This window comes from Pantoea sp. sgz302252 (genome assembly GCF_042610525.1).
Classification (GTDB): Bacteria; Pseudomonadota; Gammaproteobacteria; order Enterobacterales; family Enterobacteriaceae; genus Erwinia.
In genome coordinates this window covers 137,628-149,596 of record NZ_JBHDVM010000002.1, presented here as the reverse complement: position 1 = coordinate 149,596, position 11,969 = coordinate 137,628, and the positions used below count along the sequence as shown (strand labels likewise).

Sequence of the window (11,969 nt, the reverse complement as noted above, 5' to 3'; positions counted from 1 at the left end):
TGAGTTGTAGAGCGCTTTTCGGTGTCTTCCGACACATATTTCCCCCCCTTCGTCCGCCTGGCAAAACCTCTTTTTTCCTCATTATTTCTGGGGGTTAAGTTAATCCCGGTTAACCTGCGTCCCGCATAAATTCCGTGTTTTTTCTTATTGCAAATGAAAACTATTATCAATAAAATCAGGCTCAGATAGTCCCGAAACTTTTTTAGCATTAATAACATAAGGTTATGATATGACTGGCGGTTGGGAAAGCGACGCGCAGACGGCCTGGCGACAGCAGCCGGAGCTGGGCTCTCCTTCGGTCGTGACGGAAGGCGATATCAGCACCGTCACCTTTTACTGGCGCGACCCTACGGGTACAGAGCTAACTTCGCCGATAAGGCGGGTATGGATCTATATCACCGGCGTCACCGATCATCATCAGCAGCGCGCGCCGCAAAGCCTGCAGCGCATCAGCGGCACCGATATCTGGCAATGGCAAATCCGCCTTAATGCGGGCTGGCGGGGTAGCTACTGCTTTATTCCCTCCCGCAATGAAAATGACTTTTCCGCCGCCGCGCTGCAAAATCCGCCCGATCGCATGGCGCTGCGCGAAGGCTGGCGCAAACTGCTGCCGCAGGCAATTGCGGATCCGCTCAATCCTTTAACCAGCTGGCGAGGCGGACGCGGCCATCCCGTTTCCGCCCTTCATTTGCCGCAGGCACCGGCGCAACCGGGCTGGTCAGATAAAGCCGCTTTCACCGCACCGCGCTGCCTGACATGGCAAAGCAAAAGGCTGGGCAACCAGCGTCGGGTTTGGCTGTTCACCACTGGCGAAAGCGAGCCGGAACGGCGTCCGCTGGCTATTCTGCTGGATGGCCAGTTCTGGGCGGAACAGATGCCGATCTGGTCTGCGCTACAGGCGGAAACCGATCGGGGACATCTGCCGCCAGCGGTCTATCTGCTGCCGGACGTGATCGACACGCAGCATCGCAGCGAAGAACTTACCTGTAACGCCGAGTTTTGGCTGGCGGTACAGGAAGAGCTGATGCCGATGCTGTCTGAGCAGACGCTCTGGCGCGACGATCCTGCCACGACAGTTATCGCCGGGCAAAGCTTTGGCGGCCTTTCCGCCCTTTACGCCGCGCTGCACTGGCCGCAGCGGTTTGGCTGTGCGCTGAGCCAGTCTGGCTCCTTCTGGTGGCCGCACCGGCAGAGAACCGGGGAAGAAGGGCGGCTGGCGCAGCAGCTAAAGCAGGGAGAGCTTGACGCCAGTCCGCTGAGTATCTATCTGGAGGCAGGCCTGCGCGAACCTGTAGTGCTTCATGCCAACCAGCACATCTATCCGCTGCTGCAAAATGCTCAATCATTGCACTACCGCCTGTTTGACGGCGGCCACGATGCCCTGTGCTGGCGAGGTGGCCTGATTAACGGGCTGGTCACGCTGTGGCAGCCCGTCCGCGCACTATCCGGAGTTATTGATGGAACAGAGTAATCCTTTCGATCGCCCGCAGGGCCCGTTTTTTATTTTGCAAAATCGTCAGGGCTATAGCCTCTGGCCCGCCCACTGCGCTCAGCCTGCAGGCTGGCAGCAGGTCTTTGGCCCGGCAGCGCAGGCGGCCTGCAACGAGTGGCTGGCAGAACGCTGGCAAACCCTGACTCCCGGCAACTTTGCAGCGGGAGAAGAACAGTGAGAGGCGAAATGAGCGAGGCCCTGATGAACAAAGTAACGCAGCAGCTGATGCCGCTGGTGGCGGCGCAGCCCGGTATCTGGATGGCGGAACAGCTTTCCCTGCAGGTCAACGCCTGGAGCGTGGCGCACTATGTCGAGCTGAATGGCGAGCTGAACGAACAGTTGCTGTGCCAGGCTGTTGTACACGGCATGCAGGAAGCAGATACGCTGCGGATGCGCTTTACCGAACAGGATGGCGTGCCGATGCAGTGGGTAGACAGCGCCGCCGTATTTACCGCACCGGACTGCGTCGATCTGCGTGACGAAGCGGATGCTGCGGCTGCGGCGCTGGCGCACATGCAGCAGGATCTCGATCGGGATCTGCGTATCAGTAGCGGCAGTCCGGTTTATCGCCATATTCTCTTTCGACTGAGCGAAACCCGCTGGTATTGGTACCAACGCTTTCATCACCTGGTGGTGGATGGCTTCAGCTTTACCGCCATTACCCGTCGCATTGCGGAAATTTATACGGCGCTTTGCTACGGCAGCGAGACAAAACCTTCGCCTTTCGTCCCTTTTAGCGAAGTAGTAGAAGAGTACGATCGCTATAACTCATCCGCTACGCGCCAGCGCGACGCCGCCTTCTGGAAAGAGCAGGCGAGCCAGTTGCCGATGCCTGCAAGCCTCTCGCCGCTGCCGCTAAACGGGCAAAGCGCCACAACCAACCTAATCCGCCAGCATTTGCAGCTTAACAGTGAAGATTTCCAGGCGCTGCGGGCGCAAAGCGGCCTTAACGCATCCGAGCTGGCACTGGCGCTGGTTGCTGTCTGGCTGGGACGTCTGAGCGGCCGCGCCGAATACAGTGCAGGCTTTATCTTTATGCGGCGGCTGGGATCGGCGGCGCTGAGCGCCACCGGGCCGGTGCTGAACGTGCTGCCGATGGCGGTGCGCATCGATCCTGCCGCCACTTTGCCGCAGCTGGCAGAAATGCTCCAGTTGCAGCTGAAAAAGGCACGCCGCCATCAGCGCTATGACGCAGAGCAGATCCAGCGCGATATCGGTCAGCTAAGCGAGCCGCTGTTTGGCCCGGTCATTAACCTGAAAATGTTCGACTACCGGCTGGACTTTGCCGGTATCGAAGGCGTTACCCACCAACTGGCGTCCGGGCCAGTGCGGGATCTGGAGATAGCGCTTTATCTGGACGAGCAGGGCAACGTCTCGCTGGAGATACTGGCTAATGCCGAACGTTATCAGGCGGAGACGCTGCGCGAACATCTGGATCGCCTGCCGCTGTTGCTTAGCCAGTTCGCACAGGATCCCACAGCGAACTGTGCGCAGGTCGATCTTCTGCATCCGCATGAGAAAAAGCAGCTCCAGGCGATCAACGCCACGGCGATAAGCCTGCCAACGGCTACGCTGAGCAGCCTGATTATCGACCAGGCACAGCGCACGCCGGACGCGCCTGCGCTGGCAGACGAGCTGCACAGTTTTAACTATCGCGAAATGCGCCAGCAGGTAACAGCCCTGGCGGCAGAGCTGCAAAAACGCGGTGTAAAAGCTGGCGATATCGTCGCCGTGGCGTTGCCGCGCTCGGTGTTGCTGTCGCTTTCTCTACAGGCCATCGTTGAGCTGGGCGCTGCCTGGCTGCCGCTGGATACTGGCTATCCTACTGACCGACTGCTGATGATGCTGGAGGATGCTAACCCACGCTTGTTGATTGCCGAGGAAGCGCAGCTAAGCCGGTTCGCGCAATTAAAAGATCTGCAAACCTTCTGCTATAACCAGCCGCTACCGCTGGCCGACAAACCGGTTGCAGAAGGGATGTCGCGCCCGCACCACACCGCCTATGTTATTTATACCTCTGGCTCTACCGGCAGGCCAAAAGGCGTAATGGTTGGCCAGCAGGCAATCGTGAACCGTCTGTTGTGGATGCAAAACCACTATCCGCTGAGCGCAGAAGATGTGGTGCTGCAAAAAACGCCGTGCAGTTTTGACGTTTCGGTGTGGGAATTCTTCTGGCCGTTTATCGCTGGCGCGCAGCTGGTGATGGCGCCACCGGAAGCGCACCGTGACCCGCAGGCGCTCCAGACTTTGTTCAGGCGTTACCGCGTCACTACTACTCACTTTGTGCCTTCTATGCTGGCGGCTTTCGTTGCCGCACTACAGGATGATGAGGCCGTGGCCCAGTGCAAAACCCTGCGCCGGGTATTCTGTAGTGGAGAAGCCCTGCCAACCGATCTCTGTCGCCATTGGCAGGACAAAACCGCCGTGCCGCTGCATAACCTTTATGGCCCAACGGAGGCTGCTGTGGACGTAAGCTGGTATCCAGCCTACGGCGAGGAGCTGCAAAAAGTAACTGGTGCCAGCGTGCCGATCGGCTATCCGGTATGGAATACCGGCCTAAGGATCCTTGATGGCAACATGCAACCGGTGCCGCCAGGGATCGCGGGCGATCTTTATCTTACCGGCGTACAGCTGGCGCAAGGCTACCTGGCGCGAGCCGATCTGACTGCCAGCCGCTTTATTGCCGATCCGGCAGGCAACGGCGAAAGGATGTACCGCACTGGCGACGTAGCGCGCTGGCTGGAAAATGGCGCGGTCGAGTATCTCGGTCGCAGTGACGATCAGCTTAAGATCCGTGGGCAAAGGATCGAACTGGGCGAAATCGACCAGGCTATGCTGGCGCTGGATAATGTCGCGCAGGCTGTTACCAATGCCTGCGTGCTCGGCAATGCCAGCTCGGGCGGCGATCAGCGGCAACTGGTTGGCTATGTAGTCGCTGCTTCTGGCGAGCTGGATACGGCTGCGCTGCGTGAACAGCTTAGCGAACGGCTGCCCGCGCATATGGTGCCGGTGCTGCTGATCCAGCTGGAAGCTTTTCCGCTAAGCGCTAACGGCAAGCTGGATCGCAAGGCACTACCGTTGCCGCAGCTGGTCGCGGCGGAAGGCCGTGCACCGCAGAAAGGTATAGAAACCGAGGTGGCCGAAGCCTTTGCCCGCCTGCTGGAATGCGAGATCCGCTCGGTCAATGACGACTTCTTCGCGCTTGGCGGACATTCGCTGCTGGCAATGCGGCTGGCGGTCGATCTGCGTCGACGTCTGAACAGGCCGGTTACGGTAGGGCAGGTGATGGTCGCTTCCACCGTAGGCGCGCTGGCGCAGGAGCTGTCACAGGCGCAAACGGAAGAAGAAGCGAGCCGCGCGGGGATGGAAACTATTCTGCCGCTGCGCCGCTCGCACGGCCCAACGCTGTTCTGTTTCCATCCCGCTTCGGGCTTCGCCTGGCAGTTCAGTATCCTGCAACGCTATCTGGACGCGCGCTGGTCGCTTATCGGCATCCAGTCGCCGCGGCCGGACGGGCCAATGCAGCAGGCGGAAAATCTGGAGGAAGTTTGCGATCGCCATCTTGCCACGCTGCGCGAGCAGCAGCCGCATGGCCCTTACTATCTGATGGGCTACTCGCTGGGCGGCACGCTGGCGCACGCCATTGCCGCGCGTTTACAGGAACAGGGCGAAAAGGTCGCCTTCCTGGGGCTGCTGGATACCTGGCCGCCGGAGACGCAAAACTGGTCGCAAAATGCTAACCAGCTGGATGCCGAAGTGCTGGCAGAAATAGATCGCGAGCGCGAAGCCTTTATGGCTGCGCAACAGTCGCTGCGTGAATCACTGGCGACCTCGGCCAGCCAGCAGCTTTTCGGCATGATCGAAGGCAACTATGGCGACGCGGTCAGGCTACTGGCAACAGCGAAAAGCCGTCGCTTCGCTGGCAAAGCCACGCTTTTCGTTGCGCAGGAAACCCTGAAGCCGGGCCAGGATGCACAAACCGCCTGGGCACCCTGGCTTGAAGAGTTGCAAACCTGGCCGGTAGCCTGCGCGCACGTGGATATTATCTCGGCAGAGGCGTTTACCCATATCGGCCCGCGCCTTAACCAACTGCTGAATCAGGCAACAGAATGAAGAAAAAGACTTTTATGCTCAGCCTTAGTTTGCTGAAGACCCATCCCGCTTTTCGGGCAGTATTTATTGCCCGCTTTATTTCTATCCTGGCGCTGGGGCTGCTTGGCGTAGGCGTACCGGTACAGATCCAGACGCTGACCGGATCTGCCTGGCAGGTAAGCCTGGCGGTAACGCTAACCGGCATCGCGCTTTTTACCGGACTAATGCTTGGCGGCGTGCTGGCGGATCGCCACGAGCGCCGGCGGCTGATCCTGTTTGCGCGATCGACCTGCGGGCTGGGCTTTATCGGCCTGTGCGTGAATGCCGCTCTGCCGCAGCCATCGCTGGTGGCAATTTACCTGTTGGGTATCTGGGACGGCTTCTTCGGTGCGATTGGCGTCACTGCGCTGCTTGCTGCGACGCCCGCGCTGGTGGGTCGAGAGAATCTAATGCAGGCTGGCGCGATCACCATGCTGACCGTCAGGCTCGGCTCGGTGATCTCGCCGATGGTGGGAGGCGTGCTGCTCGCTTCCGGCGGTGTTTTCTGGAACTTCGCGCTGGCGGCGGCAGGCACTTTTATTACCCTGATCCCGCTGCTACGCCTGCCCCAGCTACCGCCGCCGCCGCAGTCGCATGCAAGGCCGCTGCACGCGCTGATTGAAGGCTTTAAGTTCTTGCTCAGCCACCGGCTTATTGGCGGCGTAGCGCTGGTAGGTGCGTTGCTGACAATGGCAACGGCAGTACGCGTGCTTTATCCGGCGCTCGCCTCGGGCTGGAATTTAAGCGCGCAGCAAATCGGCTTTCTCTATGCGGCCGTACCGCTGGGCGCTGCCGCAGGCGCGCTAACCAGTGGCAATCTGGCACAGCATCCGCGTCCTGGCCTGGTTATGTTGCTCACCAGCGTTGTTGCTTTTGTTGCAATAGGGCTGTGCGGTCTGATGCCTTACTGGCAGGCGGGCGCACTTTGCCTGATGCTGTTTGGTTATCTCAGCGCCCTCAGCGCGCTGCTGCAATATACGCTAATCCAGACGCTGACGCCGGACGCCATGCTGGGCCGCATCAACGGCCTGTGGACGGCGCAGAATGTGATGGGCGACTCGCTGGGCGCGCTACTGCTGGGCGCGTTGACTACGGTGATGTTGCCTGCCGCAGCCGCCAGCGGTAGCGGGCTGGGTCTGGCCGTAATCAGCCTGGGACTCGTCGCCGCTTTCGGCTCGTTAAGGCGTTATCGCCAGCCTGCGCCCGAGCAGCAGATGGAAAGCGCAACGGAATAATTAACAGGGCTGCCCTTAGCGGCGGCGATCTTCCTTAACGGCAGGTAAAGATTTCCGAAAAAAATGCATTAACGGCGCTAAGGTTGAGCCGGGCTGCGGCGTGCGGTTTTGCTGGGTTTTAAACTGCTATAAGGCGCTTGACATCGCAAAAAATTTACTTAAAGTTACGCGTTAATAATGCAAATGATAATCATTATTATACTTCTTATCGCTGTGGCTGGAGGCCGTTATGGAGACGCTTTGCGCTGATGCCGTTACAACATCAGTTCCTCTCTCATCTGCAAGCTTTTTCTTTGGCTCGCCGTGGAAAAGCTTTATCACCTGTGGTCGCTTTGCCGAAATCACCTGTCCCGCCGCTGACGGCGACAATCTGCAGGGCGCTTTTCAACAACAGGTGCGCAGCGCTTTTGCAGCAGCAAAAGCGAAAGGCATCAAACATCCCGTGATGGTCGGCGCTATTCCTTTCGATACGCGTCAGCCTTCCGCGCTGTTTATCCCTGAACGCTGCGAAAGCGTTTCTCGCCAGCAGCTGCTGCAGACGGCGCAGCAGGCGAAATCGGGCATAACGCCGGTGATTACCGGAAGACAGGAAATTCCCGAACAGCCAGCCTTTATGGACATGGTTGCGCGGGCGGCAGAAGCCACGGCTCAGCCCGGCCTGGATAAAGTAGTGCTGTCACGCCTGATCGATATCACTACCGAAGAAGCGGTCGATGCCGCTGCGCTGATGGACCGCCTGGTAGCGCTTAACCCTACCAGCTATCACTTCCACGTGCCGCTGGCCGATGGCAGCACGCTGCTGGGTGCCAGTCCGGAACTGCTGCTGCGCAAGTCAGGCGAAACCTATTCTTCGCTGCCGCTGGCCGGTTCGGCCAGGCGCGACCACGGCGACAAGGCGCGGGACCTGGCCGTTGGTGAACAGCTGATGTACTCACAGAAAGATCGCTACGAGCATCGGCTGGTGACCAGCGCCATGTATGACGTGCTGAAGCCGCGCAGCAAATATCTGGCGGTGCCGGATAAACCAGAGCTGATTACCACCTCCACACTCTGGCATCTGGCCACGGCAATTGAAGGCAAAGCGACCTCACCAGAAGAAACCGCGCTGTCGCTGGCCTGCCTGCTGCATCCGACGCCTGCGCTGAGCGGCTTGCCACACGTAGCCGCCCGCGAATGGATTGAAAAGCTGGAGCCGTTTGACCGCCAGCTGTTCGGCGGCATCGTCGGCTGGTGCGATGAAGAAGGCAACGGCGAATGGGTAGTGACTATCCGCTGCGGCACGCTGGCCGGTAAAAATATCCGGCTGTTCGCTGGCGCAGGCATAGTGCCTGCCTCGTCGCCAGAATCGGAGTGGCGCGAAACCGGCGTTAAGCTCAGCACCATGCTGCATGTATTTGGACTGCAATAAGGCTATTTTATGACTATCTCTTATTCCCGCTGGCCAGCCGACTTCGCTGCCCGCTACCGTGAAAAAGGTTACTGGCTGGATCTGCCGCTAACCGATATCCTGACCCGCCACGCCGCAAGCCCGCAGACGGCGCTGATCGACGGCGACCGTGAATACAGCTATCAGCAGCTGGAAGCCGCCAGCGATCGCCTGGCCGCCGCTTTGCAGCGTCGCGGCCTGAAGTGCGGCGATACGGCCCTGGTGCAGTTGGGCAACGTAGCCGAATTCTATATCACGCTGTTTGCGCTGCTGAAAATCGGCGTAGCCCCGGTTAACGCGCTGTTCAGCCATCAGCGTCAGGAGCTGGATGCCTATGCCAGCCAGATCGAACCAGCTTTGCTGATCGCCGATCGCCAGCATGGTCTGTTCGCTACCGATGACTATTTAGTGCCGCTGCGCCAGCGCTGCCCGTCTCTGCGCGAAGTGGTGCTGCGCAACGCGCGCGAAGGCGACACCTCGCTTGAGGCATTAATCAACGAAGCGAAAGAAGATTTTGTTGCCGCGCCTTCGGCCGCTGATGAAGTGGCGTTTTTCCAGCTTTCCGGCGGCAGCACAGGTACGCCTAAGTTAATCCCGCGCACGCATAATGACTACTACTACAGCATCCGCCGCAGCGTTGAAGTTTGCCACTTTAGCGAAAAAACTCGCTACCTCTGCGCGTTGCCTGCTGCACACAACTATCCGCTCAGCTCGCCAGGCGCTTTCGGGGTCTTTTACGGCGGTGGCTGCGTGGTGCTGGCGAGCGATCCCAGTGCCAACCTCTGCTTCCCGCTAATTGAAAAACATCAGATTTCCGTAACGGCGCTGGTACCGCCAGCGGTCAGCCTTTGGCTGCAGGCGATCCAGGAGTGGGGCACCAACAGAGCACTCAGCTCGCTGCAGCTGCTGCAGGTCGGCGGCGCGCGTTTAAGCGAAGCGCTGGCAGCGCGTATTCCTGCCGAGCTGGGTTGTCAGCTACAGCAGGTCTTCGGCATGGCGGAAGGCCTGGTCAACTATACCCAGCTTAATGATGATGAGTGGCACGTCTTCTCAACCCAGGGCAAGCCGATGAGCCCGGATGACGAAGTATGGGTCGCGGATGAGCAGGGGAATCCGCTGCCGCCGGGCGAAACTGGCAGGCTGATGACGCGTGGCCCGTACACTTTCCGTGGCTACTACCGCAGCCCGGATCACAATGCCAAATCCTTTGATGCCAACGGTTTTTACTGCTCTGGCGATCTTATTTCCATCACGCCGGATGGTTACATCTGCGTGCAGGGCCGCGAAAAAGACCAGATCAACCGTGGCGGCGAAAAAATTGCTGCCGAAGAGATCGAAAACCTGCTGCTGCGCCATGAAGCCATTCTGCATGTCGCTCTGGTTTCGATGGAAGACAGTCTGCTGGGCGAAAAAAGCTGCGCCTTTATCGTCGGCAAGCGCCCGGTGCGCGCCGTGGAGATCCGTCGCTATCTGCGAGAGCTGGGCGTAGCGGATTATAAATTACCCGATCGAATTGAAACTGTTGACGAACTGCCGCTGACTCCTGTCGGTAAAGTGGACAAAAAATTGCTGCGTCAACAGCTGGCCGCCAGCCAGACCAACTAATCTCTGGAGAGAAAATGACTATTCCTGCACTGAAAGCTTATGCTCTGCCCGTTGCAGCCGATCTGCCTGAAAACAAGGTAAAGTGGACATTTGAGCCTTCCCGTGGCGCGCTGCTAATTCACGATATGCAGAACTACTTTATTAATTTCTGGGGCGAAGATTGCCCGATGATCAAACAGGTCATCAGCAATATCGCCGCGCTGCGCCAGTACTGCCGCCAGAACAACATTCCGGTTTACTACACCGCGCAGCCAAACCACCAGAGCGATGCAGATCGCGCGCTGCTGAACGATATGTGGGGACCGGGCCTGAACAAACACCCCGAACAGCAAAAAGTGGTAGCCGAACTGGCGCCGGAAGAGGGCGACGAAGTGCTGGTTAAGTGGCGCTACAGCGCTTTCCATCGCTCGCCGCTGGAACAGCATCTGAAAGAAACCGGCCGCGACCAGCTGATTATCTGCGGCGTCTATGCCCATATCGGCTGCCTGACTACCGCAATCGACGCCTTTATGCGCGACATCCAGCCTTTCATGGTGGCAGATGCGCTGGCGGACTTCAGCCGCGAAGAGCATCTGATGGCGCTGAAATACACCGCTGGCCGCGCTGGCAAAGTGGTGATGACGGAAGATCTGCTGCCGGTGCCGCTGAGCATGGAACAACTGCGCGCGCTGGTACAGCCGATGCTGGACGAGGACGAAACGCCGGAAGATGACGAAAACCTGATTGATTACGGTCTGGATTCGGTGCGCATGATGGCGCTGGCGGCGCGCTGGCGTAAAGCCTACAGCGATATCGACTTTGTGATGCTGGCGAAAGAACCAACGCTGGCAGCCTGGTGGCGTCTGCTGTCGCGGGAGCGCGCATGAGCTTCGATTTTACCGGTAAAAACGTCTGGGTAACCGGCGCCGGAAAAGGGATCGGCTACGTAACCGCATTGGCCTTCCACCAGGCGGGCGCGAACGTGATCGGGTTAGATCTCGCTTTTCCGGAGGCGGAATATGCTTTTCAAACCGCTGAACTGAACGTGGCGGACGCGCAGCAGGTAAAAGAAGTCTGCCAGCGGCTACTGGCGGAAACGCCACGGCTGGATGTGCTGGTTAACAGCGCAGGCATCCTGAGAATGGGCGCGACCGACGAGCTGGAAGTCGCGGACTGGCAGGCTGTTATGGCTGTTAACGCAGGCGGCGCATTCAACATTTTTCAACAGACTATGCCTCTGTTCCGCCAGCAGCGTCACGGCGCTATCGTCACCGTAGCTTCGGATGCGGCGCACTGTCCGCGTATCGGTATGTCCGCCTATGGCGCATCCAAAGCCGCGCTGCGTAGCCTTAGCCTGACCGTTGGCCTGGAGCTGGCACCCTTTGGCGTACGCTGCAACCTGGTGTCGCCAGGCTCAACCGATACGGATATGCAGCGCACGCTGTGGAAAAGCCCGGATGCCGAGCAGCAGCGTATCCGTGGCTTTGCGGAGCAGTTTAAAGTTGGCATCCCGCTGGGCAAAATAGCTCGCCCGCAGGAGATCGCTAACACCATTCTGTTCCTTGCCTCCGATCAAGCCAGCCACATTACGATGCAGGATATCGTTATCGACGGCGGCAGCACCTTGGGGGCGTAATGACAAAATCAATCTGGCAACGACAGCTCAGTCTGGATGAGCTTAACCGCATGGGCGAAGGCTCGATGGTCGCCCATCTCGGCATCCTTTTTACCGTGCTGGAGGAAGGCAAGCTGGAGGCGAGCATGCCGGTCGACCAGCGTACCCATCAGCCTTTCGGCCTGCTGCACGGCGGTGCTTCGGTAGCGCTGGCAGAAACTTTAGGCTCAATGGCGGGTTTTCTCACCAGCCAGGAAGGGCAGTGCATAGTCGGCACGGAAATCAACGCCAGCCATCATCGCGCTGTTACTGGCGGTCTGGTGCGCGGCGTTTGCCAGCCGTTACATCTGGGCAGAAGCCAGCAAACCTGGGAAATCGCCATTTATGACGAGCGGGGCAGGCGCTGCTGCACCTCGCGGCTGACCACGGCGATACTGGGCTAACTTTTTCGGCCTGCATTAGCGGGCCGTTTTACTGACGATAATT

Annotated in this window: 9 protein-coding genes; all 9 read left to right on the top strand. The window is 59.0% G+C overall.

Annotation, left to right across the window (positions count from 1 at the left end):
- Positions 1-229: 229 nt before the first annotated feature.
- The 9 genes from fes (at position 230) to entH (ending at position 11,926) form a co-directional block, all read left to right on the top strand.
- Positions 230-1,471, top strand: coding sequence for an enterochelin esterase (gene fes / locus ACETPC_RS04710; protein ID WP_380179096.1), 1,242 nt, complete (start codon positions 230-232; stop codon positions 1,469-1,471).
- The gene (locus tag ACETPC_RS04705) at positions 1,458-1,670 is read left to right on the top strand and encodes an MbtH family protein (protein WP_380179094.1); all 213 of its coding nucleotides are present in this window, start codon (positions 1,458-1,460) and stop codon (positions 1,668-1,670) included. Before fes ends, ACETPC_RS04705 begins: the two co-directional genes overlap by 14 nt.
- Positions 1,671-1,678: 8 nt before the next feature.
- Entirely contained in the window at positions 1,679-5,605 is a 3,927-nt protein-coding gene (locus ACETPC_RS04700) for an enterobactin synthase subunit F (protein ID WP_380179664.1), read from the top strand.
- Positions 5,602-6,858, top strand: coding sequence for an enterobactin transporter EntS (gene entS, locus ACETPC_RS04695; protein ID WP_380179092.1), 1,257 nt, complete (start codon positions 5,602-5,604; stop codon positions 6,856-6,858). The genes ACETPC_RS04700 and entS overlap by 4 nt, the downstream gene beginning before the upstream one ends.
- Before the next feature lie 229 nt (positions 6,859-7,087).
- Entirely contained in the window at positions 7,088-8,266 is a 1,179-nt protein-coding gene (locus tag ACETPC_RS04690) for an isochorismate synthase (RefSeq protein WP_380179090.1), read from the top strand.
- 9 nt (positions 8,267-8,275) lie between these two features.
- A complete protein-coding gene (locus ACETPC_RS04685; RefSeq protein WP_380179089.1) occupies positions 8,276-9,889 on the top strand; it encodes a (2,3-dihydroxybenzoyl)adenylate synthase in 1,614 nt (537 codons plus the stop codon).
- A 14-nt stretch (positions 9,890-9,903) separates the two neighbouring features.
- Positions 9,904-10,755: an isochorismatase family protein gene (locus ACETPC_RS04680; protein ID WP_380179088.1), complete on the top strand. Its 852-nt coding sequence runs from the start codon at positions 9,904-9,906 to the stop codon at positions 10,753-10,755.
- The gene (gene dhbA, locus ACETPC_RS04675; protein ID WP_380179087.1) at positions 10,752-11,504 is read left to right on the top strand and encodes a 2,3-dihydro-2,3-dihydroxybenzoate dehydrogenase; all 753 of its coding nucleotides are present in this window, start codon (positions 10,752-10,754) and stop codon (positions 11,502-11,504) included. Before ACETPC_RS04680 ends, dhbA begins: the two co-directional genes overlap by 4 nt.
- Positions 11,504-11,926 (top strand): proofreading thioesterase EntH, encoded by a 423-nt coding sequence (entH, locus tag ACETPC_RS04670; RefSeq protein WP_380179086.1) that lies wholly within the window; start codon positions 11,504-11,506, stop codon positions 11,924-11,926. The genes dhbA and entH overlap by 1 nt, the downstream gene beginning before the upstream one ends.
- The last annotated feature ends 43 nt before the right edge of the window (positions 11,927-11,969 follow it).